21 protein-coding genes are annotated in these 26,620 nt (G+C 69.4%); 15 read left to right on the top strand and 6 right to left on the bottom strand.

The annotated features are described in order from the left end of the window. Positions 1–53 precede the first annotated feature (53 nt). Positions 54–812 carry a glycosyltransferase family 2 protein gene (locus tag KA419_06955; GenBank protein ID MBP7865673.1) on the top strand — a complete coding sequence of 253 codons (759 nt, stop codon included), beginning with the start codon at positions 54–56 and terminating at the stop codon, positions 810–812. Here the strand turns inward: KA419_06955 and KA419_06950 are convergent. Then, complete coding sequence (locus tag KA419_06950) at positions 781–1,824, bottom strand: mannose-1-phosphate guanylyltransferase (protein ID MBP7865672.1); 1,044 nt, start codon at positions 1,822–1,824, stop codon at positions 781–783. The genes KA419_06955 and KA419_06950 overlap by 32 nt on opposite strands. 304 nt (positions 1,825–2,128) lie before the next feature. Between KA419_06950 and KA419_06945 the strand changes: the two genes are divergently transcribed. The 3 genes from KA419_06945 (at position 2,129) to KA419_06935 (ending at position 6,582) form a co-directional block, all read left to right on the top strand. Beyond that, the gene (locus tag KA419_06945) at positions 2,129–3,178 is read left to right on the top strand and encodes a D-alanine--D-alanine ligase (GenBank protein MBP7865671.1); all 1,050 of its coding nucleotides are present in this window, start codon (positions 2,129–2,131) and stop codon (positions 3,176–3,178) included. A gap of 4 nt (positions 3,179–3,182) precedes the next feature. Next, positions 3,183–4,850, top strand: coding sequence for a radical SAM protein (locus KA419_06940; protein MBP7865670.1), 1,668 nt, complete (start codon positions 3,183–3,185; stop codon positions 4,848–4,850). Positions 4,851–5,196: 346 nt separating this feature from the next. Then, positions 5,197–6,582, top strand: coding sequence for an insulinase family protein (locus KA419_06935; protein ID MBP7865669.1), 1,386 nt, complete (start codon positions 5,197–5,199; stop codon positions 6,580–6,582). A gap of 62 nt (positions 6,583–6,644) precedes the next feature. Here KA419_06935 and KA419_06930 read toward each other — a convergent pair whose 3' ends face one another. The 3 genes from KA419_06930 to rbfA all read right to left on the bottom strand — a co-directional run bounded on the left by KA419_06930 (position 6,645) and on the right by rbfA (position 10,212). Then, positions 6,645–7,205, bottom strand: coding sequence for a hypothetical protein (locus tag KA419_06930; protein ID MBP7865668.1), 561 nt, complete (start codon positions 7,203–7,205; stop codon positions 6,645–6,647). Between the two features lie 421 nt (positions 7,206–7,626). Continuing rightward, entirely contained in the window at positions 7,627–9,792 is a 2,166-nt protein-coding gene (buk, locus tag KA419_06925; protein ID MBP7865667.1) for a butyrate kinase, read from the bottom strand. A 30-nt stretch (positions 9,793–9,822) separates the two neighbouring features. Next, positions 9,823–10,212, bottom strand: a complete 390-nt coding sequence (gene rbfA, locus KA419_06920) for a 30S ribosome-binding factor RbfA (protein ID MBP7865666.1) — start codon at positions 10,210–10,212, stop codon at positions 9,823–9,825. Between the two features lie 241 nt (positions 10,213–10,453). On the opposite strand from rbfA, the gene KA419_06915 reads away from it, so the two are divergent. From KA419_06915 to KA419_06885, 7 genes are all read left to right on the top strand, one after another. Continuing rightward, complete coding sequence (locus KA419_06915) at positions 10,454–12,043, top strand: protein kinase (GenBank protein MBP7865665.1); 1,590 nt, start codon at positions 10,454–10,456, stop codon at positions 12,041–12,043. Beyond that, entirely contained in the window at positions 12,040–12,897 is an 858-nt protein-coding gene (gene prmC / locus KA419_06910; GenBank protein MBP7865664.1) for a peptide chain release factor N(5)-glutamine methyltransferase, read from the top strand. The genes KA419_06915 and prmC overlap by 4 nt, the downstream gene beginning before the upstream one ends. Positions 12,898–13,096: 199 nt before the next feature. After that, positions 13,097–13,993, top strand: a complete 897-nt coding sequence (locus KA419_06905; protein MBP7865663.1) for a DMT family transporter — start codon at positions 13,097–13,099, stop codon at positions 13,991–13,993. 138 nt (positions 13,994–14,131) lie between these two features. Further along, positions 14,132–15,421 (top strand): KamA family radical SAM protein, encoded by a 1,290-nt coding sequence (locus KA419_06900; protein MBP7865662.1) that lies wholly within the window; start codon positions 14,132–14,134, stop codon positions 15,419–15,421. A 6-nt stretch (positions 15,422–15,427) separates the two neighbouring features. Next, positions 15,428–16,408: a D-alanine--D-alanine ligase gene (locus tag KA419_06895; GenBank protein MBP7865661.1), complete on the top strand. Its 981-nt coding sequence runs from the start codon at positions 15,428–15,430 to the stop codon at positions 16,406–16,408. Between the two features lie 183 nt (positions 16,409–16,591). Further along, positions 16,592–18,244, top strand: coding sequence for a single-stranded-DNA-specific exonuclease RecJ (recJ, locus tag KA419_06890; protein ID MBP7865660.1), 1,653 nt, complete (start codon positions 16,592–16,594; stop codon positions 18,242–18,244). 86 nt (positions 18,245–18,330) lie between these two features. Beyond that, positions 18,331–19,143 carry a HEAT repeat domain-containing protein gene (locus KA419_06885; protein MBP7865659.1) on the top strand — a complete coding sequence of 271 codons (813 nt, stop codon included), beginning with the start codon at positions 18,331–18,333 and terminating at the stop codon, positions 19,141–19,143. A 135-nt stretch (positions 19,144–19,278) separates the two neighbouring features. Here KA419_06885 and KA419_06880 read toward each other — a convergent pair whose 3' ends face one another. After that, positions 19,279–20,304 (bottom strand): radical SAM protein, encoded by a 1,026-nt coding sequence (locus KA419_06880; GenBank protein ID MBP7865658.1) that lies wholly within the window; start codon positions 20,302–20,304, stop codon positions 19,279–19,281. A gap of 159 nt (positions 20,305–20,463) precedes the next feature. Further along, positions 20,464–20,886 carry a hypothetical protein gene (locus KA419_06875; GenBank protein ID MBP7865657.1) on the bottom strand — a complete coding sequence of 141 codons (423 nt, stop codon included), beginning with the start codon at positions 20,884–20,886 and terminating at the stop codon, positions 20,464–20,466. A 253-nt stretch (positions 20,887–21,139) separates the two neighbouring features. Here KA419_06875 and KA419_06870 point away from each other — a divergent pair, with 253 nt between their 5' ends. From KA419_06870 to KA419_06855, 4 genes are all read left to right on the top strand, one after another. Next, positions 21,140–24,244 carry a patatin-like protein gene (locus tag KA419_06870; GenBank protein MBP7865656.1) on the top strand — a complete coding sequence of 1,035 codons (3,105 nt, stop codon included), beginning with the start codon at positions 21,140–21,142 and terminating at the stop codon, positions 24,242–24,244. 128 nt (positions 24,245–24,372) lie between these two features. Further along, positions 24,373–24,897, top strand: coding sequence for a hypothetical protein (locus KA419_06865; protein MBP7865655.1), 525 nt, complete (start codon positions 24,373–24,375; stop codon positions 24,895–24,897). A 28-nt stretch (positions 24,898–24,925) separates the two neighbouring features. Continuing rightward, on the top strand, positions 24,926–25,975 hold the full coding sequence (locus tag KA419_06860; protein MBP7865654.1) for a hypothetical protein: 1,050 nt from the start codon (positions 24,926–24,928) through the stop codon (positions 25,973–25,975). An 86-nt stretch (positions 25,976–26,061) separates the two neighbouring features. Next, entirely contained in the window at positions 26,062–26,508 is a 447-nt protein-coding gene (locus KA419_06855) for a hypothetical protein (protein ID MBP7865653.1), read from the top strand. Positions 26,509–26,620: the final 112 nt, after the last annotated feature.

The following is a 26,620-nucleotide window of genomic DNA, read 5'->3' as shown; positions in this document are numbered from 1 at the left end:
GGTGGCGTTCGGGGGGAATTCGGTTACAATGGCCCCCGGAGGCACACCTCGCCATGCCGTCAGTCCCGCCTGAAACGGTGCTGTTCGTCATCCCCGCCCTCAACGAGGAGGAGAACCTCCCCGGCGTCATCGCGGGGCTGCGCCGGGAAATCCCCGGGGCCCGCGTCCTCGTGGTGGACGACGGCTCCGCCGACGAGACGGCCCGGGTGTCCCGGGAAGCGGGCGCGGACGTGATCCGGCTCCCCTTCAACCTGGGGATCGGGTCGGCGGTGCAGACGGGGTTCTGCCGGGCGCTGGAACTGGGGTTCGAGTGGGTCGTCCGGCTCGATGCCGACGGCCAGCACCGGCCGGAGGACGTCCACCGGTTCCTGGAGCGGCTCGGGGATCGGCCCGTCGACCTGCTCATCGGGTCGCGGTTCTGCTCCGCCGAGGGGTTCCGGACGTCCTGGTTCCGCCGCGTCGGTATCAGGTTCTTCAACGGTATCATCGCTTTCCTTTCCGGTTTCCGCATCACCGACGCCACCTCGGGTTTCACCGCCTTCAGCCGGCGCGCCATGGCCCGGCTGAGCCGCTTCTTTCCCGACGACTACCCGGAACCCGAGTCCATTATCATGCTGTACAAGTGGGGTATGACCGTGGACGAAGTCCCCGTGACGATGAAACCCCGGAAGGGAGGGACCTCGTCCATCACCTACCTCCGCTCCCTGTACTACATGGTCAAGGTCACGCTGGCGGTGCTCCTGGACATGGCCCGTTACAGCCCGTCCCGCCGCCGGGCCGCTAGAGGTACTCTTCCCGGCCGCTCTCCTTGAGCTTCTCCACCACCGTCTTCACGTCCTGGGCGCGGTTCTTGCGGGTCACCAGGACGGCGTCGGGGGTGGTCACCACGATGAGGTCCTCCACCCCCAGGCAGACCGTCAGGATATCCCGCCCGTAGAGGATGCACCGCCGGGAATCCAGGGCCATGACCCGGTCGCCCAGGATCACGTTCCCCGATTCGCCGTGGGGAAGGATCTCCAGGGCGTCCCAGCTCCCCATGTCGTCCCAACCGAAGTCGGAGCGGATGAGGGAGACGCTCCGCGCCTTTTCCATCACCCCGTAGTCGATGGAAATGGAGGGCAGCCGTGCGAAGACGTCCGTGAAGGCCTCGTCCGAGGGGTCGGCGCCCGGCTGGTCGAAGTACGCCGAGAGGGGCTCGATCACCTCCGGCTGGTGCCGTCGCAGCTCCCCGAGGAGCACCTCGGTGGTCCAGGCGAACATCCCGCTGTTCCAGTAGTAGTTCCCCTTGGCGAGGTACTCTTCCGCCGTGTGACGGTTCGGTTTCTCGACGAACTGCTCCGCCCGGAGGATGGGGGTCCCCTCGATGGTGGCGTGCAGGTCCGAGGCGCGGATGTACCCGTACCCCGTGTGCGGCAGGGCCGGGACGATCCCGAAGGTAACCAGCGTCTTCAGACCCTCCGCAGCCTTCAGGGCAATGTCCAGGAGGAAACGGAACCGTTTCTCGTCCCGGATGAAGTGGTCGGCGGGGAGGGCGCAGAAGACGCTGTCCGGGTCCCGCCGGTGAAGGAGGGTGGCGGCGAGGGCCAGGCACGCGGCGGTGTTCCGCCCCACGGGCTCCCCGACGATGTTCTCCGCCGGAAGGTCCGGCATCGCTTCCGCCACGTCGGCGGCCTGGACCCGGTTGCAGACTACCAGGACCCGCTCGAGGGGGATCAGCGGCGTCAGCCGCCGGATCGTCTCCTCCAGGAGCGTCTGGTCCGACATCAGACGAAGCAGCTGTTTCGGGCTCCGGCTCCGGCTCAGCGGCCAGAACCTCGATCCCACTCCCCCCGCCATGATTACAGCATATCGGTTCATCGTTTGTCCCCCTGTATCCGGCCCATTATACCGGCCCCTCTCCGGTAATCAACCCTTTTCGGCGGCCATCGTCGAAGCTCCCGGGCTGAAGCCGGGCTTGCCTTGGTTGCTTCTCGTGTTCCGCCCTTTTTCTTTTTCGTGTATTCCGTGTATTCTGTGGTTCTCAAGAAGCCGTCGCCAGGCGGACGGTCTTGGGGTAAACTGATCGCACCCGCCGGCCGCGGTGAACGCTGCGCCCGATGATCCCGGCGGGATGGGAAAGGGAGGACCGATGAACGTCGGATTGACCTACGACCTGAGGGACGACTACCTGGCGGAAGGGTACACCCTCGAGGAGACCGCCGAGTTCGACCGCGCGGACACCCTCGAGGGGATCGAGGGCGCCCTGCGCACCCTGGGGTACGGGACCGAGCGGGTGGGGAACGTCCGGAAGCTGACGGGGGCCCTGGCGGCGGGGCGGCGCTGGGACCTGGTCTTCAACATCGCCGAGGGGCTCCGCGGCATCGGCCGGGAATCGCAGGTCCCCTGCCTGCTGGACGCCTGGGACATCCCCTACACCTTCTCGGACCCCTTCGTGCTGGCCCTCTGCCTCCACAAGGGTCTCACCAAGCGGGTGGTCCGCGCACACGGGGTCCCCACGGCCGACTGGGCGGAGGTGAACGCCGAGGCGGACATCGCCGCCGTCGGCCTGCCTTTCCCCCTCTTTGCCAAGCCCGTGGCCGAGGGGACGGGGAAAGGGGTCACGCCGGCCTCCCGCCTCGAAGGCCGGGAGGCCCTGGACACGACCTGCCGCCGCCTGCTCCGGGAACACGACCAACCGGTCCTGGTGGAGGCCTTCCTGCCGGGGCGCGAATTCACCGTGGGCATCGTGGGGACGGGGGCGGACGCCCGCGTGGTCGGCGTCATGGAGGTCCGCTGCCGGGAACACGCCGGCGACATTTACTCCTACCACACCAAGAGCCATTACGAGGACCTGGTGGACTACCACCTCGCCGGGGGAGACGTGGCCGAGGCCTGCGCCCGGTCCGCCCTGCAGGCCTGGCGAGTGCTGGGGTGCCGGGACGGCGGCCGCCTCGACTTCCGGATGGACGCGGCCGGGACCCCGAATTTCATCGAGGCGAACCCGTTGGCGGGCCTGAACCCCGTCCATTCGGACCTGCCCATCCTCTGCCGCCTGCAGGGCGTCGGCTTCGAACGCCTGATCGGCTGGGTTATGGCGTCTGCCCAAGGCCGCCTCCACGGCACCCGCCCCCCCGGGTTCCCCGGCGACGACCCGTGGTTCGCCGGCCGGCCGGGCAACCCGCCGGCGGCGCGGGGCTGAGCCCGTGGCCCGCTTCCGCGTCAAGCCCCGGGGGCCCGATACCCCGCCCGCCGAGCGGGAGGTCTTCCCCCGGAAGGGGCACGACGACTACCTGGCGGGGGTCGTCTACCCCGGCCCCTACGCCGTGGGAATGAGCAGCCTCGGCTTCCAGTGGGCCCTGCGGCGGATCGAGACGACCGAGGGTTTCTGCGCCGAGCGCTTTTTCGCGGGCCCCCCGGGGAAGGGCGGCGGCACGGTCCCGCGGTCCCTCGAGGCGGGCCGGACCCCCGTGGAGTGCCACTTCCTGGCCGTCTCCATGGCCTACGAGCCCGACGCGGTCGCTTTCCTGCAGTTTCTCCGGGCCGCCGGCATCCCCGCGGAGCGGTGCCGGCGCGACCGGCGTCACCCCCTGGTGCTGGGGGGCGGGTCCGCCTTCCAGGTCAACCCCGTCCCCCTCTCGCCCTTCGTGGACGTCATCGTCGCCGGGGACGGCGAGGAGGTCCTCCCGGCGTTGCTGAAAGCCTACCGCGAGGCCCCCGGCCGGGCGGAATTCCTGGAGAGGGCGGCCCGCCTGGGCGGGGTGTGGGTCCCCTCCCTGTCGCCGGCCCGGCCCGGCGCCGTGGCCGCGCCCCCGGTGGCCGGGGACGTGCTGGCGGCGTCCGGGCCGCCGTTCTCCAACATCCTGTCGCCGGGGGCGGAGTTCGCCGACACCCTCCTGGTGGAGATCTCCCGCGGCTGCCCCGGCGGGTGCCGCTTCTGCTGGGCCGGGTACCGACACCGGCCGCCCCGGTCCTTCCCCGCGGACGCCGTCCTCGACCTGGCGCGACAGGCCCGGCCGGCGGTCTCGAAGGTCGGCCTCGTGGCCACCTCCGTCTGCCGGCACCCGGAGATCGGCCGCCTCCTCGACGGGCTGCTCGGCCTGGGTTACGGCATCGGGGTCTCCTCCCTGCGCCTGGCGGACCTGACCCCGGACCTCCTGGGGAAGCTGGCCGCCGGGGGGGAGGACAGCGTCACCCTGGCCCCCGAGACGGGAAGCCGGCAACTGGGGAACGCCCTCAACAAGCCGTGCGACCCGGCCGTGATCCGGGAGGCCTGCGCCCGGGTCTTCGCCGCGGGTATCCGGAAACTCCGGGTGTATTTCATGGTGGGCTTGCCCGGCGAGACCCGGGAGGACGTGGAGGCCTCCCTGGACCTCGCCGAGTCGATCCACCGCGATTTCACCCTCGTGCAGCGGTCGTGGGACCGGCCCGGCGCCTTCTCCGTCAACGTCTCCCCCTTCGTCCCCCGCCCCCACACCCCCTTCGCCCGCGAGGCCATGGACGACCCGGCGGCGCTGCGGCGGAAACTGGCCCTGTTCCGCGCGCGCCTGGGGCGGCTGGCCAACACCGAGGTGCGGCTGGGCTCGGTGGACGAGGCCCGCCTGCAGTGGCGCCTGGGAAACGGCGACCTCGAGACGGCCCGGGAGTTGCTCGCCCTGGCGGAGGGTCGCCTCCCCTTGCGGCGGTTCATCGAGGGCGACCACGGCTGGCTCCCCCACGGCCCCGGGTCCGGTTCCGCACCCCCCTGGGAAGTCCTGGACCCGGGTCTGCGGCCCGGCTTCCTCGAGGCCGAACACGCGAAGTCCGGCCAGGGCATCGTCACGGGTCCCTGCCCAGGCGCCGGCCACTGCGGCCCCTGCCGCGCCTGCCGATGAGGAGAGGGGCCGGCCCGGACGGTTGTATTGCAAGCCCGCCATTTTTCGGCCATAATGAAGGGGAAAGGGGCTCTTGGCCATCCGCTGCCTCCGACCTCCGCGAAAAGGGAGAGAGCGACGAACGGCACGGCATCAATGAGGACGGACATCCCCGCAAAAGGACCGTCGCCTTCCGGGCGATGGCTCAAGGACCGTGCCGTCTCCCTCCGGGCGATGGTCCCAACAAAGGTTTTCCAGCCACTTTCCCTTACGATTCTCAAGCGTTTGAAGGCCCGTGCCGCCGCGCGGACCGGATCCCGGTCTGTGCCAACGGCCGGCATTCGCTGATCAGACACTGGGAGGCGACATGAAACCCGTCCGGAATTTCCTGTTTGTTTGGACCGCCATCCTGACCGTCACCCTGACGGCCTCGGGGTGTTCGAAGGCGCCCGGGACCGCGCCGAGCGCGGCCACGGCGCCGGCCCCTTCCGCCGGCCCGGTGACCTTCACCCTGCCCAACGGTCTCGAGGTCACCCTCCGCCCCGTTGCCGGGGCGGACCAGGCGGCTCTCGTCGTCGTCTACGACGTGGGGGAGGGTCATGACCCCGCAGGGAAGTCCGGGCTGTCCCACCTGGCGGAGCACTGCTATGTCACCGCGGCGCCGGCTGGCGGGAAAGCGCGCGGCTTCGAGGCGATCATGGCCCGTTACCCGGCCGGTTTCAACGCCCAGACGGGGGTGGACTACACGGTGTTCGCCACGGTCTTCCCCGCTGCCCGGCTCACGGCGGAACTCGACGACGCCGCGGCCCGGATGGCGTCCGTCGCCGTCACCCCGGCGGATTTGACCCGGGAAGTCCCCCGCCTGTGCGAGGAACTGGGGAACATGTACGGGAACATGCCCCCCCTCGGCGCCCTGAACCTGGCCCGGGCGCTGGTCTGCCCTTCGCCGTCCGGGGGCCGCAAGGGCGGCATCGAAGCCCAGGTGTCCTCCCTGGCCCCCGCGGACGTGCAGGGGCACCTCGACCGTTTCTACAAGCCCGTCAACGCGCACCTCGTCCTCGCGGGCGCCCTCCGCCCCGACGAGGCCCGCAAGCTCGTCACGGAGCGCTTCGGCGGGATCGCCGCCGGGGAGAAGGCCCCGGTTGTCACGGTGGCCGCTCCAGCCGTCGGGAACGGGGTGAGCGTGGACATCGAGCGCCCGCTCCCCGCGGGTGGGGCAGCAGCCCCCGCCGGCCCGGGCGCCGCCGTTGGATGCGCAGCGGTTGCCGTCCGGGCGCCTCGGCCTTCCGAGCCGGACTACGCCGCGTTCCTGGCCGCCGCCGCCCGGCTCTTCGAGCGCGCGAACCCGCCGGGGGGAAGCACCCCGGTCCGGGTCATCTGCGCAATACTCGACGACCCGGACGTCCTGGTGGTCCAGAAGGACCTGGCGCCGGGCGAGCGCCCGGAGAAGGCGTACGCGGGCATCGACGCCTTCCTCGCGGCCGCGCTGGGTCCGCCCTTCGCCGAGGCCGACCGGGTGCGGGTGAGGAACTTCTTCGGTTTCCTGCTGGGGTTGATGCCGCTGCCGGACGGCGCGCTGGCGCAGAACCTCTACGGGGTCGCCTTCGGCCTCGCCATGGGGAGGAAGCTGGGCCTGGACCCCGGCCGCCTCAACGCGGCCCTGGACGCCCTCGACGAAGCGAAGTTCCGCGCCGCCGTCACCGCCCGCTTCGCCCCGGACCGCCGCGGCCGGGCCGTGGTCACTTTGCCGTGAGGGTTGCGTCCCGCGCTCGGGACCGGTTCCAACAAGCTGGATGGTCACGATCCAATATCCATCTATTTCCATGTATACCTGGATTTTGTCAATGGCCGCTGTCCTTGTCCCCATTCTGTCCTGAGTTCATCAAGCGATTTTGTCTCGTTATTGAACCACCATTTTTTGTAAATATTCTTAATAATAGCTAAATCCCGCACCACAATCGGTCTCCTTTTTACCGTATCGAAGATTCGACCATTTTCGTACGGATAGCTCATCGGACCTCCGCAAATCAAAGAATTACTGGGTTCCGAAAATGGCATTAATTTGATTTCCGAGCAGCCAAGAATTAACTCTATCAAATAAGCTGCAATCAAACCCTTGTAAACAGGAGAGTTCGGAAATACATTTGAAGAAAAGGGATTGTCCAACCCCATCTCAACTGCTTCGCTATTATCAATGCACTCCATTAACACAGGGATGGACTCTTTGCCCTTGGAGTACAGTTCTGAAATTGCTTTCTGCCTTTGGTCACCAGAGCTTTCCAGAATAGAAGATAGGTAGTTTTTACCGCTGCATTGCGAAGCTACCGGATTGCAACAAAACAACAGCATGAGCAAAGTAACACCATATCTAATCATGCTTTATCCTCCACGAATGAATACACTTTGCAAAACAATCCCTTCCCCGAACTAAAACACAATGACATTTCGCGTTGGCCAAGCAAGGTGCCTTGGGAGTCGTTCGTTGCACGCGCAAAGCAGCGGCCCCGCCCCCGGCGTCGCCTGGAGGCAGTGGACAGGTCACCAAGTATACAGATAGGTCGCGCGACCATTCTTGTCAACTGCAATGATTGGACGATTCAAGCAATAAGAAAACAGATTCCAACTCTGTGGGTTCTCAATGTGATGATCCGCGAGCAACGTGGTCTGGGCTGCTCCTGCGGCCGGGGGTGCTGCGGCAGAAACCATGTCTTTTGTGGGGGTTCGCACGCGCCGTGTTGGGGCGGGAGGGGGGCCGGGGAAAGCGGCAGCTCGGTGACCCGCTGCCGCTCCCCAGGGGTCAGGCGCCGTAGACCCTCGCGTCCTCCTTGCCGGTGAGGACGCGGAGGGCGCCCTTGGCCAGGGCGTGCATCTCGTTCTCGCCGGGGTAGACGGTGACCCCGCAGCCCACCGCGGCGACGTACTTCGTGATCTTGGCCACCAGGGGCTTGCAGCGGGCCATGCCGCCGGTGAGGATGATGCGGTCCACGGGCTCGCCGTCGAAGGCGGGCAGCAGGCAGGTGGCCCACTTCGCGATCTGGTAGGCCATGGCCTCGAAGACCGCGCCGGCCTCGGCGTCGCCTTCCGCCACCCGACGTTCCACCTCGCGGAGGTCGGCGGTGCCGAGGAGGTCGATGAGCCCGCCGCGCCCCTTGTTGAGTTTCTTCAGGTCGGCCTTGGAGTAGGTCCCCGAGAAGCAGAGGTCGATGAGCTGGCCCACGGGCAGCGAGCCGGAACGCTGGGGCGTGAAGGGCCCCTCGCCGTCCAGGCCGTTGTTGACGTCGATGTAGTGCCCCTTCTTGTGGGCGCCGACGGTGATCCCGCCGCCCATGTGGGCCACGATGAGGTTCAGCCGCTCGTAGAAGGTCTCGTTTTCCTCGGCGTAGCGCCGTGCGGACGCGATCTGGTTCAGGGCGTGGCTGACCACCTTGCGGCGGATGCACTTGAACCCCGTGATCCGGTACCGTTCCGGGACCTCGTCCACCACCACCGGGTCCACGATGAAGGCCGGCTTTCCGGTCTGCCCCACCAGTTCGGCGGCGATGGGCGCCCCGAGGTTGGAGGCGTGCTCTCCCCCGATCCCGGACGCCAGGTCCTCCAGCATGGCCGGATTGACGCGCAGGGTCCCGTGGGGGACCGGCCGGATCAACCCGCCGCGGGCCGAGACGGCCGCGATGTCGTCCAGGGTGAAGCCGTTTTCCTGCAAGGCTTTGAGGATAACCTCCTTGCGGAAGGCGTACTGGGCGGTGATGCTCTGCCCCTCGAAGGGCGCCAACTCCTCGGCGGAGTGCTGAAGTTCCACGGTGAACGCCTCGGTCTCGCCCTCGTACACGCTGATCTTGGTGGAGGTGGAGCCGGGGTTGATGGCCAGGATCCGGTGGCGGGGGAAGAAGGTGTCCTTGGGGGTGATCTCCCATTCCCCCGACTGGAACAGCCTCAGCACCGCCGCCTTGACGGAGAGGCGGACGTCCTCGGTGGTGCAGTCCATGCAGAGGTTCACGAGCCGCTGGTCGGTCCCCACCACCACGGATAACTTGTGGGCCGTGGGGAAGCGGATGGAGTAGAGGTTGGCCAGCACGTTGCCCATGTCGAGGTTGGGCAGGATCAGGGCGTTGACCCCGCCGCGCCACTCCGCGTCGCGGCCGTAGCAGGCAGCCGAACGGGGCGAGAGCACCACGTTGATCTTCGCCTCCCACTCGATGCGGATGGAGGCCAGCCGCGGGTCCTCCTTCGCCCGGTCCCGCAGGATCTCCGGGACGATCTCCATGGCCCTCCGGACGGTCTCGGGGGAGGGGCCGTCGTCGGAACCCTTGTGGGAATAGGAGATGATGGCCCCCCGGATGAAGGGCCAGGGGTCCTCCGGCAGGAGTTCCCTCGCCTCGGCGCAGATCTCCACCGCCAGCGCCGCCAGTTCCTCTGGGGTGGGCTGGTCGTTGACACCCACGTCCCCGAGGACGACCACGTTGCCGGGGTAGATGTCCATGGGGTGTTCGTCGGGCAGGACAAAAAGGGCGATTTCCGCGGTCACGTCCCGGGCGGCCAGTTCGGCGAGGGCCGGGCGCAGAAACTCCCGCGGGGTCAGGGAGGCCCCGCCCACCAGCATGTCGGCGTGACCGAGCCGGACGGCCCGGATCCCGAGGGCCGCCGCGGCGGGTACCGCCGTCGGGTCGACCCTGCCGTGGTCGTCCGGGGTTTCCACGGGGAGGCCCGCCGGGTGCTCCGGGTCGATGAAGGTGCTCTCGGAGAGGCCGTAGGCGACACGGTCGGGGTCGACGTGGCCGAGTTCCCGCTGGATCGTCTCCCGGACCACCGTTTCCGGGGCGCAGAAGACGGGGCGGATGAACCGGGTCAGGTGCAGGGCGGCTTCCAGGACCCTCGGGTCGGTGGCGTCCACGAAGAGCGCCGTGGGGCGGCCCTTCTGCAACGCCGTAATCTGCTGGTCCAGGTAGGCTTCGATCTCGAACATGTATGCCTCCAAGAATTCAGAATTCAGAAGTCAGGATCCAGAATGGTCCGGTTCGGGGCCCTCGTCGGGGTGCGGGTGGGCGATCTTCTCGAAGAGGGCCTCGAGCCGCTCCGCCTCCTCGGTGGCGTGGTCGTAGACGAAGTGGAACTTCGGCGTGCCCTTCATGGGCAGGTACTCGAGGACCCGAGCCGCCACGAAGGCCGCGGCGTGGTTGAGGGCCGCCTCCGACCCCTTCCCCCCGTCGGGGGCGCCGGGGTCCACGAAGAGCACCCGGCACGACTTGAAGTCGCCGGACAGCTCGACCCGGGTGACGCGGCAGTTCATCACCCGGGGGTCCTGCATCTCCAGGGGGACGATGGAGGCCACCTCCTCGAAGATCAACTCCTGCATGCGGGTCTGGCGGTATCCTTTTTCCCTCATCGGCGTCAACCCTTCCTCACCCCGTCTTCCCGGGACCGCCCCTGAAAGGCTTTCCACCGGGTCACCGCTCCAGTTGCTCGGCGCGACGTTTCGCCCCCATCATAGCAGATTTCCCGGTGCGGGGAACCCCTTTTTCACCGCCGGGGCGAGGCGCCGGCGCCCGGCGACAATCGGCGTGAAACCCGGGAGGGTTTGGGTGTATAGTGGGCCCTGGAACGAACGGTCGAAACCCGGAGGAACGGTGCCCCGCCCTGACGACAAGATCGGACCCTACGTCCTGGTCAGACGCCTTGGACAGGGAGGCTTCGGCGAAGTGTGGCTCGCCGAGAACCGGACCCCGCTCGCCGTCAGCCGCTGCGCGCTGAAGCTGCCCCTGGTGGACCGGCCCGACCTGGACGAGATCCGAAAGGAGGCGACCCTCTGGGAACGGGCCAAGGGGCACCCCAACGTGCTGCCCATCATCGAGGCCAACATCTACGACGGCCAAGTGGTGATCGTCAGTGAATTCGCCGAGGAAGGGACTTTGCAGGACCGACTGGATGCCTGGGGCGGCCGGGCGCCTGACACCGCCACCGCCGTGGACCTGGCCCTGGGCATCCTGAGCGGTCTCGCCCACCTCCACGGGCGGGGAATCCTGCACCGCGACCTGAAACCCCAGAACATCATGACGCAGGGGGATTCCCCCCGCATTGCCGACTTCGGGCTGGCGCGGGTGCTGGCCGGTTCGGCACGGACCAACCGCCTGAGCGGGACCCTCGCGTACATGGCCCCCGAGGCCTTCAAAGGCGAGCGCACGGAGCGGACGGACCTGTGGTCGGTGGCCGTGATGCTGCACCAGCTTCTCACGGGGTCCCTGCCCTTCCCCTACGCCGACCTGACGCGGCTCTTCGCCGCCATCGTGAGCGAGCCGCCCCAACCGCTGCCCGACACCTTTCCGCCGGCTTTGAGAGCCGTGCTGGCGACGGCACTGTCCCGGGACCCCGCCGGACGCTACCCGTCGGCCGTCGCCATGCGGGAGGCCCTCGGCAGCGCCGTGGGGGTCTTCCTCTCCGGTTCGGGGGCGAGACTCCTGCCGGGGATGCCGGCCCCGGCCCCTGGCGTCCATGACGGTCAGACCCGCCGGTTCGACGGGCGGGCGCCGGTTGAGGGCACGACCCTGGCGCCCCCCGGTTCACCGGCCGGCCCGGGTGCGGCCACCACGGTGGTCGGGAGCCCTTATCCCGCAGGGTCAGGCACCGGCCCCGGGGCGATGCCGGCAGCGCCCCCCGCCTTGGCCCCGGTCCCGTCGGGGTTCACGACGAAAAGCCTCGTGGACGCCTCCTCCGGCGTCACGCTCCCGATGCCCCCTCCACTCCCGATGCCCCCCCCGCCCCCGCCCTCCCCCGGCGTCCCGTTCTTCCCTTCCCCGGCCCGCCCGCCCGGAAAACCGGGAAGCCGGGCACTGCCGGTGACCCTGATCGCCGTCGCCACCCTGGGGTCGGTCATCGGGATCGCCCTGCTGATATCCTCCCCTTCGGGGAAGGGGGAGACCACCCCCCCGCCCACGGGCCCCGTGAGCAGTCCGGGCTCCGCCCTGATGTCCGCCGCCGCGGCCCCTTCCGACACCCCGGCCCAACCGGCCACCCGGAGCACCCCCGCAAAAACCCGGCGAAGTGCGCCGTCTTCCACGGCCCGAGGCTCCAGCCGCCCCGAAGACGATGGACCCGCTCAGGGAACGGAGCCGGAGGTGATTTCTAAGGGCCCGTTCCGGGTCGTCATCTCCCCGCCCGGGCTCAAACCTCCCCCCCGAGGCCGGGGCGAGGGCGGAAAGAAGCACGGCGGAAAACGATGACCCCGCCCGCCTGGACGCTCCGGGATTGCCTGAGGGAAGGTGAGCGGCAACTGGACCTGGCCGGGGTCGACCACCCTCGTTTCGACGCCGAGTACCTCCTGGTGCAGACCCTCGGGGTCGATCGGGCCGTCCTGGCGGCGGACCCCGGCCGCCCTTGCCCGGCCGCCGCCCGGGAGGCCTTTCTCGGCGCGGTCCGGCGCCGGGCCGCACGGGAGCCGGTCCAGTACATCCTCGGACGTTGTCACTTCTGGAGGGATGTCTTCCGGGTCACGCCCGACGTGCTGATCCCCCGCCCCGAGACGGAACTCCTGGTGGAAATCGGCCTCGAGTGCCTTCGGGGCCGCACCACCCCCCGGGTCCTCGACCTGGCGGCCGGGAGCGGGTGCGTGGGGCTCAGCCTCGCCCGCAGCCTCCCCGGGGCCGTGGTGTTCGCCTCGGACCTCTCGCCGGCAGCCCTCCGGGTGGCCGACGAAAACGCCCGGCGCCTGGGCTTCCGCGACCGCTGGCACCCCGTCGCGGCGGACGGCCTCTCGCCCTGGCGCGACGCGGCCCGGTGGGACTACATCGCCTCCAACCCGCCGTATATCCCCGAGGCCGAGTGGGGGAGCCTTCCGCCCGAGGTGGCCCACTGGGAACCGCGGTCCGCCTTGGCGGGCGGCGAGGACGGCCTCGCGTACTACCGGCGGTGGCTCCCCGCCGGCCTGCCCTTCCTGACGCCGGGGGGCGCCCTCGCCCTGGAGATCGGCGCCGGCCAGTGGGCGGCTTTGCAGTCCCTCGCCGCCGCCCTCGGGTGCGGGGTCGAGTGCCGGCCCGACCTCGCCGGCGTCCCCCGGGTGGTGATCGTCAGGCCCTGAGCAGCGCTCGCGGGAAAACGGGGGCCCCGGTGAACGCAACGCCGCGCCCCGCACTCTATCTATCCGCCCGCCCCTCGCGGATTCCCCTCTTTTCATGGCCCGGGGAATGCGCTATAGTGGGACTTCACCGGGCGAAACGGGCAAGGACCGGCGGCGGTCCGTCCGACACGCGGAACCCGGTCGGCGACAGGTTGCTGCGATGGGAAAAAACCTGGTCAAGGGGTTGACGTACGGGGTCCTTTCGGCCCTTTTCGGCGCCTACCCCTACATCTTCTTCCACGTGGCCCTGGAGAACAACGCGATGACCACCGCGTTCTTCTGCCTCGCCTACCACCTCTTCGCGGCCGTCTACCTCCTCGGCTACCTGTCGGCCCGCCGGCAGTTTCACGACCTGAAGGTGCCCCGCGCCCTCAGGCCCGGCATCCTCCTCATGGGCGGGCTGGAGTTCCTCAGCGTCTGGTCGCTGTTCTCCGCCATGAGAATCATGGACCCCACCCTGGTCTCCTTCTTCAACAACTCCCAGACCCTTTTCATCATCCTCCTCGGGGCCCTGATCCTCGGGGAGCGCTTCAATGCCACGGAGTCCCTGGGCACCCTCGTCGCCCTCTCCGGGGTGGTCATGATCTCCTACAAGTCCGGCGCCCCCGTCAAGATCGGGATGCTGCTCACCGTCACGTCGGCCCTGCTCTTCTCGTGCACCGTGATCCTGGTGAAGAAGAAGCTGGAGGCGGTCTCCCCCCTGGCCCTGGCCTTCTACCGGGCCCTGACCATCACCGCCTGCTTCGGCGTCGTCTGCGGCGTGGGCGGGATGCGCATGCCCGCGGAGGCCGGCCTCCTCGCCCCCATCGCCGCCGGCGCCCTCTTCGGCCCCTTCCTCAACATCCTCTTCTATTTCGGGGCCCTCAAGCACCTGGACGCCTCGAAAACCTCCCTGATCCGGTCGGTGCTGCCAGTCTTCGTCCTCGTCAACGCCATGGTCTTCCTGCACATGGTCCCCCTCCCCATGCAGCTCGTCGGGGGCTGCATCATCATCGTCGGCCTCTGGATCCTCGTCACGGGGCGGGAACAGGCCGAAACCACCCGGACCGGCGCCTGAGAACGGCCCCCCCCGCCCGCCCGCCGCGGAATTCAGCGGACAATGGAAATTTTCTGTTGACAACCCACAATATGTGCGGTAAGAGGACAACACGGACACAACGGATTGTGGCCACTATCGCAGAGACAGGAGCACGTGATGGAGCAAGAGATCGCACTCGTCGAAGCCGAACCTCCGGAGTGCCGGGAAAGTTCCGACCCGGCAGACGAAGAGCCTCCGGGGAGTTCGACATACCCCTCAACCTGCCGTAACACCCCTTTCGTTTCAACCCCCTCCCCCGACACGACAATTCGGCTTACCCGCCGGGCGGGCACGTTTCTTCGCCGCCACTTTCCCGGGGTCACCCCCGAACGCTGGAACGACTGGCGCTGGCAGGTGGCCAACCGCTTCCGCGGCCCCGAGGCGATCGGCCGGGTCCTCCGCCTCTCCCCGGGCGAGCAGGCGGCGATCGATTGCCGGGGGGACCGGCTCCCCTTCGGCATCACGCCCTATTACGCCTCGCTGCTGGACCCGGACGACCCGGGACAGCCCCTCCGGAAGAGCGTGGTCCCCACGCGGGAGGAGTTCTCCCTCTCCCCCGGGGAGATGCCGGACCCGCTCGCGGAGGACGCGGACAGTCCCGTCCCCGGCCTGGTCCACCGCTACCCCGACCGGGTGCTCTTCCTGGTGACGGAGTTCTGCTCCACCTATTGCCGGTACTGCACCCGGTCCCGGATCGTGGGCCGCCACGCTCCCTGCGAGTCCGGGCCGGACCGCTGGGAAGCGGCGCTCCGCTACATCGCCGGCCACCCCGAGATCCGGGACGTCCTGCTTTCCGGCGGAGACCCCCTGACCCTGCCGGACGACCGGCTGAACGACCTGCTCCGGCGTCTCCGCCGGATCCCCCACGTGGAGATCATCCGCCTGGGCACGAAGGTCCCCGCGGTTCTCCCGCAGCGCGTCACCCGGGACCTGGTCCGCGTCCTTCGCCGTTACCACCCGCTCTATCTGAGCGTGCACTTCACCCACCCCGACGAACTGACCCCGGAAACCGCCCGGGCCTGCCGGAGGCTCGCGAACGCGGGCATCCCCCTGGGCAGCCAGACGGTCCTCCTGGCCGGCGTCAACGACGACCTCGGCACCATGCGGCGCCTGATGCAGGGCCTGCTCCGGTTCCGGGTCCGGCCGTACTACCTCTACCAGTGCGACCCGATCCCCGGCTCCGCGCACTTCCGGACCCCGACCGCCCGGGGGCTCGAGATCATCCGGGGGCTCCGCGGGCACACCAGCGGCTACGCCGTGCCCACCTACGTGGTGGACGCGCCGGGCGGGGGCGGCAAGATCCCCCTCCTCCCCGACTACGTCGAACACCACGGGGACGGGGAACTGGTCCTGCGCAACTACCGGGGTGACCGGTTCACCTACCCCGACGTGAGCGACGCCTGCTGAGGGGACATGAAGGTCGTCATCCTCCACGGGCACATCCCGCCCGACGCCGCCGCGGACGAACTGGACACCCTGGAGGAGGCGGCCGCGGTGGAAGCCGCCCTCCGTCGCCTCGGCCACGAGACCTCCCGCCTGGAGTTCACCCTGGACCTGCGGCGGGCGGCGGACGCGCTCCGACAGGCACACCCCGACGTGGTCTTCAACCTGGTGGAGTCCGTGGAAGGGTCCGGCCGTCTCGCCCACCTGGCGCCCGGCCTCCTGGAGTACTTGCGGGTCCCCTTCACGGGCGGGTCCGCGGAGTCGCTCCTGCTGACCGGGGACAAGGTCCTGGCCAAGCGCTTCATGGCGGCCTTCGGTGTCCCCACGCCCGCCTGGGTCACGGCCCTCGACGCGGAAAGCGCGTGGTGCTACCCCCCCTACATCGTGAAGTCGGTGTGGGAACATGCGTCCATCGGCCTGGGGCCCGAATCCATCCTCCACGAGGAGCGGGAGCTGAAGGCCTTCCGGGCGGCGAGGAAAGGCGGGGCGGACGAGTGGTTCGCCGAGCGCTACATCGAGGGGCGGGAGTTCAACCTCTCGGTCCTCGGTGACCGCGGCACGCCCCGGGTCCTGCCCCCGGCCGAGATGACCTTTCGGGACTTCCCCCCCGGCAAACCCCGGATCGTGGACTACGCCGCGAAGTGGGACGCCGGCTCCTTCGAGTACGCCAACACCGTCCGGAGCTTCGACTTCCCCCCGGAAGACCGGGGCCTCCTGGAAACGCTCGAGGGAATCGCCCGCCGCTGCTGGACGGTGTTCGGCCTGAGCGGTTACGCCCGCGTGGATTTCCGGGTGGAGGAGGGCGGCCGCCCCTGGGTGCTCGAGGTCAACGTCAACCCCTGCATCTCCCCCGACGCGGGGTTCGCCGTGGCGGCGAAGCGGGCCGGCCTCGATTTCGACGCCGTCGTCGACCGCCTCGTGCGGGAGCCCCTCCGCTCAACCTCCCCCTGAGCATCCCCCGCAGAACCAGCCCCCGCCCCAAGACTTTTTTCATTTCCGTGCATCCAACCAGTTGAAATGGAACGGGAGGGCATGATAGACTGAACTTTGAGTCAGAATAGGGAAAGTACAGTCACCATTCAGCCCGGCAAAAAGTGGGTCATTCCTGAAGTCACCAAGGAACTCCCCGACCTCTTGGTGCGCGAAAACAAGATCTCCACCCTCCAGGCCACCCTGCTCATCAACCGCGGAATCCGGACGCCCGAAGACGCCCACCGCTACCTCCACTCCACCGCGGCCGACCTTTACGACCCCTTCCTGATGAAGGACATGCGCAAGACCGTGGCGAGGATCATCAAGGCCGTCCGCAACCGGGAGCGGATGATGATCTACGGGGATTTCGACGTGGACGGCGTCACCGCCATCGTGGTCCTGAAGAAAGCCGTGGACATCCTGGGGGGCCTGTGCGACTTTTACGTCCCCCAGCGGCTGACGGAGGGGTACGGTCTCCGGAAGGAGGCCATGGACGAGTTCAAGCGCAAGGGCTACACCCTGGTGGTCAGCGTGGACTGCGGGATCCGGGCCGTGGAGGTGGCGGAGCACGCCGAAACGATCGGGCTCGACCTCATCGTCACCGACCATCACCTTCCGGGCGACACCCTGCCCCGCTGCCACTCCATCCTCAACCCGAAGCAGAAGGACTGCCCCTACCCCGAGAAGAACCTGGCGGGGGTCGGCGTCGTCTACAAGCTGGTCCAGGCCCTGTTCCGGGCCATGCGCCGCGAGCGGGAGGCGGCCCAGTTCCTCAACCTGGTGGCCATCGGCACCGTGGCGGACCTGGTCTCCCTCACCGACGAGAACCGGATCATCGTCAAGCACGGCCTGGAAAACCTCCGGAACCCCGAGAACGTCGGACTGAAGACCCTGATCGAGATGTCGGGCATCCGCGGGAAGGAGATCTCCTGCATCGATGTGGCCTTCAAGATCGCGCCGCGGATCAACGCCGTCGGGCGCATGGGCGGGACCACCGCGGCGGTCGACCTCTTCGACTCCGACGACCCCGAGTTCGTCCACAGCGTCGTCCGGGACATGAACCGCAAGAACGTGCTCCGGCAGCAGGAGGAGAACATCATCCTCGCCGAGATCGACGAGATGATGAAGGTCCGCCGGGACATCTTCGACGACAAGGTCCTGGTGATCGCCGGCAAGAACTGGCACCGCGGGGTCATCGGGATCGTGGCGTCCCGCATGGTGGAAACCTTCCACCGGCCCACCATCGTCCTCTCCATCGAGAACGGTGAGGCCCACGGGTCCGGGCGCTCCACGTCCAAGTTCCACCTGCTCCGGGCCCTGCAGCACTGCGACCCGCTCCTGGCGCGCTACGGGGGGCACGCCCTGGCCGCCGGCCTCTCCCTCCTCTCGGAGAACATCGACCAACTCCGGAGGAACATCAACGAGTATGCCACCGGCGAGATCCAGCCCGCGGACCTCATGCCGGAACTCTCCATCGACAGCCTCCTGGACCTGAACCAGATCAGCTTCAAGCTGCTGGACGAGATCAACGAGCTGGCCCCCTTCGGCGAGGGAAACCCCATCCCCGTCTTCGCCAGCCGGAACGTGAAGATCTACTCGGGCCCCTGGCTCCTGAAGGACAAACACCTCAAGTTCAAGGTGGGCAACGTCCTGCAGAACTTCGACGCGGTGTGGTGGAAGCGGGGCAACCTCTTCGACCGCCTGATCTACCAGAAGCAGATCTCCATCGCCTACAGCCTGCTCCTCAACGAGTTCAACGGGGTGAGCAACCTCCAGCTCAACCTGAGGGACATCAAGTTCCCCCACGAACTCTGACGACACGGGACAGTAGACCCGGTTCCCCCGTCACGGCGGAGGAGCGGACATCCGGATGATCCTATCGAGACCCGAGGAGGGGAACTGTGGAACCCGACATCCAGGAAATGATCCGCGTGGTCCGGGAAGGGCATCGGGAGTCGTTCCGGGAAGCCGCCGAGCACCTGGTGAAGCTCGGGGGTGACGCCCTGGCGATCGTCCTCCAGGCCCTTGCGGGGCGGGAAGGCCCGGCCGAGCGGGAGGAGGCTGCCCGGGCCCTCGCGGGCAGCGAGGACCCGAGGGTCCCGGACGCCATGCTCACCGCCCTGGACGACCGGGACCGGCACGTCCGGGAAGTGGCCCTTCGCTTCCTCGGGAGACGAGGGGTTGCCGAAGCTTTCCCCCGGGCAGAGGCCGCCCTGGCGGACCCGGACTGGAACGTGCGGGAGGCGGCGGTTCAGGCCTGCGCCGCCCTGGCGGGGGAACGCGTGCTGGCGCGCCTGTCCGCGATGCTGGCGGACCCCGACCCCTACGTTCGGGAAGCCGTGGCCGCGGCCCTCTCCGGCATGGACCCGGCCCCCTGCCTGGAAGCGCTGGCGAAGGCCGCCGGCGACCCGGAATCCCGGGTCCGGGAGCGGTTGGCCACGGCCCTCGGCGGCGCGACCGATCCCCGCGCGGGAGATCTGCTGGACACGCTCTCGAAGGACCCCGATTCCTCCGTGCGCGAATCCGCCCTGCGGGCGCTCGGTCGACTGGGGACACCCAAGTCCGTGGATGCGCTGAAGGCGGGCCTCCTCGACGCGGATGCGCGGGTGCGCGACGCCGCCGGCTGCGCCCTGCGCGCCCTCGGCGTCCTTCCCGACGAGGTGCCGGCGGCGGGACCACCGCCCTCCGAAACCGATCCACCCAACGCCAGGTAGAGGGAGCCGGCCGGAACGATCCGGTCGACTCGCCGGATTCACTGGCGAGATCGTCAATTTTACGCAAGGGGAAGATGGCCCATCGTCAGCGGCGGGGTGGAGCGGGCCCCGGGTCGGTCTCCGCCCCGGTGACGGTCACGCCCCGGCGGCTTTCCCTTTCCCGTTGCCCTTTTTCCCGCCCATGACCCGCATGGAGACGTTCTCCCAGAAGAGCTTGGCGAAGGAGACCTCCACGTAGGACCGGATGGAGACGAAGCACCCGCCGCAGGGGTTGTCGTTCGAAAACCCCTTGACCATGTCCTTTTGGTTCTGAAAGTTGACGCGCTGGAGGGAACAGGGGTTGAGGAGCCCGTCGGGCCGGATGACCAGGAAACGCCTGCCTGCGCTGCAGTTGGGAACGGCGCCGTTCTTGAGGAACTCGTAGAGGCCGTCCAGGTTGAAGCGGGAATTCACCACGGAGGCGTAGATCCCTTCCCGTTGGACGGCCTTGTCGAAGACGTCCCGGACGAACTTCAGGTCCTCCGGATCCCGGGTCACGAGGCTGTGGTCCTCGGTCCGGAGGGGCGTGTAGACGCTGAAGCTGACGCAGACGCCCCACCGGCGGCAGTTCTCGATGATGGCGGGAAGCTCGCGGACGTTGGCCGAGGTGATGGCGGTGTTCATGACCACGTCTCCGAAGCCGAGGGCGGCGATGTCGGGGATCACCTCGTTCATCTTCCTGTAAAGGCCCGGGATGGCCCGGAAGTCGTCGTGACGCTCGTCGGGGAAGTCGAGGGAGATGGAGAACTGGTTGACCCCCGCCTGGCGGAGGGCCAGGTACTTCTGCTTGGTCAGCATCCAGGCGTTGGAGACCAGGATGGTGTAGGGGAAGTAGGGATTGATCTTGACGGCCTTGACAATGTCCAGGAGGTCGGAGCGCAGGAGCGGCTCCCCCCCGGAGAGCTGGATCACCGGCGGCCGGAAGTGCTCCACCTGGCGTCGGAACTCCTCGGGCTTCATCCGCTTTTCGTTCGGGATCCCGCCGCCGAGGTCGCAGTGCTTGCAGTTGGCATTGCACGCGAGCGTCGTCTCGAAGGACACCACCAGGGGACGACCGGAAAAGAAGTTCCGGGTCCCGTTCCAGATCAGCCTGGGTGCGTATTTCATCGGGATGTGCGGCATGTTTTCCCCCTTGCGAACGGCAAACGGGGAACTATACACCCCTTCCGGGGGAAAAGCAACCCCCGTGTACAAAAACGTCCACAAACGCACGGAGGCCCCTCGGCGGAGGGGCCCCGTGACGTGTTCGAAGCGTGATCTCGCGAGGGATACCGGCCCGCCTCAGCGCATTCCCTTGTCCTCGACGGCGGTGATCTTGCCGCCGCTCCAGGTGAGCGCGTACGTCCGGACCGTGATCCCCGCCTTGGCCTCCAGGGTGTAGGTGGTCTTGTCACCCTGGGTCTCGGTCTTGATCACGGTGGGGGACACCAGGTCGTACATGTCCATGTCCTGCCGGGCCAGGCCCTCGGCGCCGTACTTGTCGAGGGCCGCGGTCACGTCGGCACTCTTCCCCTTGAGCATGGACAGGAAGTCCTTCATCTCGGCGCTGACTTCCACCGCCGGCGCCGCCGGCGGGACGTCCGGCGCGGGAGCCGCGGTCCCCGTCGCCGCCGTTGTCGCGGCCGGGGTCTCCTCGGCCTTCTTGCACCCGCCCAGCGCCAGGACGCACAGCACCAGGCCCGCCATCAGGAGCACTCTTCTCATCCGACACCTCCGGATCCGGGATTTGGGGTTACCGATGGAAGTGTGGCGCAAACCCGCCTCGAACGCAAGGGAAAACCGCGGGTCGGCGGCGGCTTCGGCGGCGAACCCCGGGAGCGAACCGGGGACGCCCCTTCGGCGGACTTCCCGGGCCCGCGCTTCCCCGCCCTTTGCGTTTCCCTCCCCCCCGTGGTACCATGGAGGGGAATTCGCGCCAACAAGGCTGTTCCGACCTTTCCCCCGGGAGGTTTCCGTCATGGCGGGTTCGATGGATCGCACCGCGACGCCGTTGAGGGGCGATGACACACCCGGGCCGGTGGGCCCCGCGTCCCCGCCGGACGTGGAGGCCGACCAGGAGCTTCGCCTCGCCGTGGTCCTCTACGGCGGGGTCTCACTGGCGGTTTACATCCACGGGGTCACCCGGGAACTGTACCACCTGGTCCGGGCCACGGCCCCCGCGGACCCCGGGGCCGTTCCCGGCCCCGCCCTCCTGGGGGACGGCGACCTGAGAGGGTCCGAGGTGGTCTACCGCCGGATCGGCCGCCTCCTCGGGCCGGGAACGGGCATCCCCGCCGCCGCGGCGGACCCGGGCCCGGGGGCGCCCATCCGCACCCGCTTCGTCGTGGACGTCCTCTCCGGGACCTCTGCGGGGGGGATCAACGCCGTCCTCCTGGCGAAGGCCCTGGCCGGCGGTCTCGACTACACGACCGTCGCCCGCCGCTGGCTGGAACTGGGGGACCTCGCCGGTCTCCTCAACGACCGGGAGGGGGCCCGCGGCCTGCCCCGCCGGCTTCGCCCGCGTCGTCGCCCCGCCTCCCTCCTGGACGGCCGTCGGATGTACCACTTCCTCCTGAAAGCCCTCCGGGAGATGCCGCCGGGCCCCGGAACGACCCCGGGCGACCCCCGCTCCCCCTACCTCGACGAACTCGACCTCTACGTCACCGCCACGGACCTCCGGGGACTCCCCCTGCCCCTCCGCCTGTCGGACGGGGACGTCCTCGAGCGGCGCCACCGGGCGGTTTTCCGGTTCATCTACGCGGGCGCCCGCACCACCGGCGACGAGCGCAACGACTTCACCGCGGCGTTCGACCCGTTCCTCGCTTTCGCCGCCCGGTGCACCTCCGCCTTCCCCGTCGCCTTCGAGCCGGCGACCCTCGCCGACGCCGACGACGTCGTGCCGGCGAGGGGGAGCGGGCTCTCCGCGGAGAGCGTCTCGGCCGACCCCCGCTGGGAGCCTTTCACCCGGGACTACCTCTGCTCCGGCGCCATGGACGGGGCCCCCTTCGCCCGCCGGGCCTTCGGGGACGGCGGGTGCCTGGACAACAAGCCTTTCGGCCCCGTCGTCGAAACCCTGGCCCGACGCCACGCGGACGTCCCGGTCCGCCGGAAGCTGGTCTTTGTCGAGCCCTCCCCCGACCCCGCCCCGGAAGGTCCGGAGAGCGCGGAGCGTCCCGACGCCGCCGAGAACCTGGTGGCGGCGCTCCTCACCCTGCCCCGGACGGAGACCATCCGGGAGGACATCGAGGCCATCGGGCGGCGCAACCGGCTGATCGGGCGGACCCGGAAAATCCTGGGCCGGATCCAGAAGGACGTCCGGCGCGACATCCGGGACGACGGCCCCGCCCATGAGGGCATGGACGCCCTGGACCCCGGCTCGGCGGACGCCTGGGTTGATCGGGACCTGGACGACATGATCGCCCGCCGGGGGGTCTCCTACGGCGCCTATCACTGGTTCCGGGTGTCGCGGCTGACGGACGAGTTCGCCACCCTGGTCTGCCGGCTCTCGGGGATCGAGGCCGAAACCGCGCGGTGGGAGGCCGTCCGTGAACGGATCCGCTCCTGGCGGGACACGCGCTACGCCGACCGCACCGGGGATCCCCGGAGTCGCCCCACCCAGAACCGCTTCCTCCTGGACTTCGACCTGGGCTTCCGGCTCCGACGCCTGGACTTTCTCCGGGGCAAGCTCGACGCTCTCTTCCCCCTGGAAGGGCCGGAGCGGGAGATCCTGACGTGCGCGGGCGTGGACGCCTGGCCCTCGGAAGCGGAAAAGGAGGCCTTCCGCGGGGAACTGCGGGCGCTCAAGGCGCGGGTCAACCGCGTGCACGACGGCCTGCGGGCGGCGGGCCGCCGGCTCCGGGCCCGGGGCGCGGACAACGACCTCCTCCGGCCGGCCCGCGCACTGGCCCTGTCCATGGAGGACCCCGGGCCCGTCCCGTCGGGCCCCGCTCCCGGCGAGGCCGGCCGGCTGGCCCTCGAAACCTTCGCGGGGATGGTCCGGGACCGCCTGGCCACGGCGTTCCGGGAGGCTTCGGCCGCGATGCGGGACCTCCTGGGCCCCCGAGGCCCCGAGGGCCCGGGCGCCGGGCTGGTCGACGCCCTCCGTCACTACTACAACCACTTCGACAGTTACGACATGATCACCCTCCCCTACCTCTTCGGGACGGACCTGGGGGAAACGGCCCCCGTGGACACGCTGCGGGTCAGCCCGGTGGATGCAACGGGCGTGGTGGACGAGCGCCTCTCCCGGGTCGCCAAGCTGAAAGGCCTGGGGTTGATGCACTTCGGCGCCTTCCTGGACCCGTACTGGCGGAAGAGCGACCTGCTCTGGGGACGGCTGGACGGGGCGGAACGCCTGGTCACGGCGCTGGTTCCACCGTCGGGGGAACGGGAGGCCCTGGTCCGGGAAGCCCAGGCGGCGATCCTGCGGGAGGAACTGGCGGCGTTCGACCCCGGGGAACAGGCCGAGTTCCGGCAGTTCTGCCTCGGGGCCGCCGCCGTGGCCGGCCCCGACCGCCTGGCCGCGGTGGAGGCGCTCTTCGGTCGCGCCTTGCCGGGGCCCCCTCCACCGGGACCGACGGAAACCATCCGCCCCGACCCGGAGAAAACGCTGCGAAGCGCCGCACGGGCCGCCCTCGTCACGGGGAAGATGCTCTCGGGGCTGGCCCGGAAGTACGAGACCGGCAACCGGGCGGCGGAGGGGTTCACCCGGGCGGCGCGTTTCTTCTGGGGCTTCGTCGAGGTCTCCGCTCCCGGGACCCTCCCCCGCCTGATCTTCCGCCACTGGCTGAAGGTCCTCTACCTCTCGGCTTTCCTGGTGTACGCCGCCGGGCTCCTCCTCGGCGTCCCCGGCGCATCCCGGGTCGGCCTGGCCTGCCTCGGGGCCACCGCCGCCGCCCATTTCGCCGCCTTCCTGCTGGGGCGCTTCATGCGGTGCCGGGGCAGGCCGCTCCGGGTGTGGCTGCTTCGCCTGGTCCGGCTGGCCCTGGCGATCCTCGCGGGCCTGGGCGTGGTCAAGCTCGTGGAGTGGGCCGTCCAGGGCCACGCCTGGCTTGCGGGTTGGCTCGGGCGCATCGCCCCCTGATTTTGAGCTTGATTTTCGGCCCCGATCCGTCTACTTTTCTGCCGGGCTTCGGGCCGGGCCCGCCCCCCGGCGGCACCCCCGAAGCGCCGGGCCCCGTCACGCCGAAGGGCCCGGGACAGGAGCATCCGATGATCGACCGTCAACTGAGAGCCAGCGGGATCATGCAGTTCCCGAACCTGGGGATGATCGCGTTCCGGTCAGGCCCCGACCCCGGGCCCTTCACCGGGCGAATCCTCGAGCGCTTCCACCGGGAGGGGGTCAACGTCCAATTCGTGGTGGAGACGGTTTCCTCCGACGGTCGGCACCACCTGGCGGTCTGCGTCGGGACCGCCGACCTGGACCGGGCCCTCGCCCTCACCGGGTCGGAGCGGCCGGGCCTCGCCCTGGAGGAGGTCCACAGCCGGCCCAACGTCGTGGTGCTGGCCGTCTACGGACCGCACTTCCGCGAAAAACCGGGGGCCGCCAGCCTGGCCTACACGGCCGTCACCGCCGCGGGAGTGGAGGTCCTGGCCATTTCCACCTCCTTTTCCGCCGTCGCCTTCCTCCTGGCGCGGCAGGACCTCGAGACCGGCCTGGAGGCCCTCCGCGCGGCCTACAACCTTTCCCCGGACGATCTCTACGTCGGCGTGGACGGGTGTTCCCGCCGGATCTGACCCTGCCGCGCCCGGAGCCGCGACCCGCATGAAACGGTCCGCCTTTCCCGCCGCCCTCCTCCTCGCAGCCGCCCTGCTGCCGGCCGCCGCCGGGTGCGCCCCGGCCCCCGCCGCCCGCCGCGCTTTCTTCTACTGGCGGACGGTCTTCGTCTTGTCCGAAGGGGAGAGAGCCGTCCTGCAGGACCGTGGCGTCAGCCGCCTCTACCTCCGGTTCTTCGACGTCACCTGGGACGCCGCCTCGGGCCGCGCGCTCCCCGCCGGGCGCCTGGTCTGGCGGGACGCGCCGCCCCCCGGGATCGAGATCGTCCCCGTGGTTTTTCTCCGGAACGAGGTCTTCGGGCACGCGCCCGACCCGGCGGAACTGGCGGGAAGGGTGTGGAAGCTGGCGGGGTCGCTGGCGGCCGGCGCGGGGGTCGTCTTCCGGGAACTCCAGGTGGACTGTGACTGGACCGACGGCACCCGCACGGCCTTCTTCGCCTTCTGCCGGGCGCTGAAGGCCCTGGGGGCCGCGTCGGGGACCCGCCTGAGCGTCACGGTACGCCTCCACCAGGTCAAGTACCGCGACCGCACGGGGGTCCCGCCCGCCGACCGCGCGCTCCTCATGTTCTACAACGTCGGCCGGATCGAGGCCGACCCCCGCCGCCCCTCCATCTTCAACCCCGAGGACGCGGCACGCTACACGCCCTTCCTCGAGGGGTACCCCCTCCCGCTGGACGCGGCCCTCGCCGTCTTCTCCTGGGCCGTCCACGGCCGGGCGGGGCGGGTCGTCGGCCTGATCGAGAAAGTGAGTGTCCCGGACCTGGACGCCTCCCCCTTCCTCCGCCGCACGGCCCCGGGGCGCTACACGGCGGCGGAGCCGGCCTTCTTCCGCGGCGCCTACCTCATGCAGGGCGACACCCTGGCCCTGGAGGCCTCCACGCCGGCCCTCGCCCGGGAGGCCGCCGAGCTGCTGTCGAAGCACTTCCGGCCCCGCGGGGCGTTCACCCTCGCCCTCTTCGATCTGGACGGGAAGAACCTGGCCGCCTGGACGCCGGAGGACCTGGAGGCGGTGTTCACGGCGGTGCGGGGCGGGGAGTGAGCCGGGCGCCCGGGGGAAAGGGCAAGAAGGGAAAAGGACAAAGGACCAAAAGGACATAAAGGACGGCGGTTTCCGGGGATGCCGCAATGCCCGAGACCGCGGAGCCCGAGACCGCGGAGCCCGTGACCGCGAAGCCCGAGACCTCAACGCCGGTGACCGCAAAGCCCGTGACCGCAAAGCCCGCGACCGCAACGCCCGTGGCCGCAACGCCCGCGACCGCAACGCCCGTGGCCGTGGAGCCGGTGGCCGTGGAGCCGGTGGCCGTGGAGCCGGTGGCCGCGGAGCCGGTGGCCGTGGAGCCGGTGGCCGCGGAGCCGGTGGCCGTGGAGCCGGTGGCCGCGGAGCCGGTGGCCGCGGAGCCGGTGGCCGCGGAGCCGGTGGCTGCAGAGACGGCGTTTGGTCGGTTCACGGTGATCGGAAACACCGCTTCTCTGTGCCGCCTGGCCTTCGTGAGAGACGTTCCGGAAGCTTCCTCCCGGCGGCGGGGCGACCCGGTGAAGGCGCGCTTTCGTGCCCCCTGGCCGCACCCCTGACGATCCCTTCTCCCACCCGCCAGGCGATCCCTTCAACCGGCACGTCTGTGCCGTCCCTTGGGTCCCTTTGGTCCTTTAGGTCCTTTCGTCCCTTCCGCACATGCACAACCCC

It is taken from the genome of Acidobacteriota bacterium (assembly GCA_018001935.1).
GTDB lineage: Bacteria > Acidobacteriota > JAAYUB01 > JAAYUB01 > JAAYUB01 > JAGNHB01.
This window is presented reverse-complemented; position numbering and strand designations above follow the sequence as displayed.

Excerpts from the sequence above, each read along its gene's own strand:
- KA419_06955 (MBP7865673.1), top strand. The coding sequence starts at position 54 with ATGCCGTCAGTCCCGCCTGAAACGGTGCTGTTCGTCATCCCCGCCCTC.
- KA419_06945 (MBP7865671.1), top strand. The coding sequence starts at position 2,129 with ATGAACGTCGGATTGACCTACGACCTGAGGGACGACTACCTGGCGGAA.
- KA419_06935 (MBP7865669.1), top strand. The coding sequence starts at position 5,197 with ATGAAACCCGTCCGGAATTTCCTGTTTGTTTGGACCGCCATCCTGACC.
- KA419_06930 (MBP7865668.1), bottom strand. The coding sequence starts at position 7,205 with ATGATTAGATATGGTGTTACTTTGCTCATGCTGTTGTTTTGTTGCAAT.
- buk (MBP7865667.1), bottom strand. The coding sequence starts at position 9,792 with ATGTTCGAGATCGAAGCCTACCTGGACCAGCAGATTACGGCGTTGCAG.
- rbfA (MBP7865666.1), bottom strand. The coding sequence starts at position 10,212 with ATGAGGGAAAAAGGATACCGCCAGACCCGCATGCAGGAGTTGATCTTC.
- prmC (MBP7865664.1), top strand. The coding sequence starts at position 12,040 with ATGACCCCGCCCGCCTGGACGCTCCGGGATTGCCTGAGGGAAGGTGAG.
- KA419_06905 (MBP7865663.1), top strand. The coding sequence starts at position 13,097 with ATGGGAAAAAACCTGGTCAAGGGGTTGACGTACGGGGTCCTTTCGGCC.
- KA419_06900 (MBP7865662.1), top strand. The coding sequence starts at position 14,132 with ATGGAGCAAGAGATCGCACTCGTCGAAGCCGAACCTCCGGAGTGCCGG.
- KA419_06895 (MBP7865661.1), top strand. The coding sequence starts at position 15,428 with ATGAAGGTCGTCATCCTCCACGGGCACATCCCGCCCGACGCCGCCGCG.
- KA419_06880 (MBP7865658.1), bottom strand. The coding sequence starts at position 20,304 with ATGCCGCACATCCCGATGAAATACGCACCCAGGCTGATCTGGAACGGG.
- KA419_06875 (MBP7865657.1), bottom strand. The coding sequence starts at position 20,886 with ATGAGAAGAGTGCTCCTGATGGCGGGCCTGGTGCTGTGCGTCCTGGCG.
- KA419_06870 (MBP7865656.1), top strand. The coding sequence starts at position 21,140 with ATGGCGGGTTCGATGGATCGCACCGCGACGCCGTTGAGGGGCGATGAC.
- KA419_06865 (MBP7865655.1), top strand. The coding sequence starts at position 24,373 with ATGATCGACCGTCAACTGAGAGCCAGCGGGATCATGCAGTTCCCGAAC.
- KA419_06860 (MBP7865654.1), top strand. The coding sequence starts at position 24,926 with ATGAAACGGTCCGCCTTTCCCGCCGCCCTCCTCCTCGCAGCCGCCCTG.
- KA419_06855 (MBP7865653.1), top strand. The coding sequence starts at position 26,062 with ATGCCCGAGACCGCGGAGCCCGAGACCGCGGAGCCCGTGACCGCGAAG.